A 419-nucleotide genomic window follows, 5' to 3' on the forward strand; every position below is an offset into this window, starting at 1 on the left:
ACAACCGAAGATGGCGGGTTTATGGCAACAAGTGTTGTAACTGTAAGTGAACCGTCAAGCAACAAGTGTTGTAACTGTAAGTGAACCGTCAAGTGGTGTCGTTAAGGTAACAGGCGTTTCCGTAGATACAAATACGGTTGCTCTCACAGTAGGAGGCACGCAAACGCTGGCAGCAACAATTACTCCAGCAGATGCGACGAACAAAGCGGTAACCTGGACATCGGACAAACCAGAAGTAGCAACTGTAGATCGTGCGACAGGTAAGGTGACGGCAGTTACAGCTGGAACCGCTACGATTACGGTAACAACCGAAGATGGCGGGTTTATGGCAACAAGTGTTGTAACTGTAAGTGAACCGTCAAGTGGTGTCGTTAAGGTAACAGGCGTTTCCGTAGATACAAATACGGCTGCTCTCACAG

1 protein-coding gene is annotated in these 419 nt (G+C 48.2%); it reads left to right on the forward strand.

Going from position 1 to position 419, the window contains the following annotated elements:
• Nucleotides 1–46: 46 nt before the first annotated feature.
• On the forward strand, nucleotides 47–419 hold a 373-nt coding region (locus AC1DUA_RS40755), incomplete at its 3' end, for an Ig-like domain-containing protein (RefSeq protein WP_477505031.1).

Source organism: Paenibacillus sp. 01T422 (assembly GCF_056398785.1).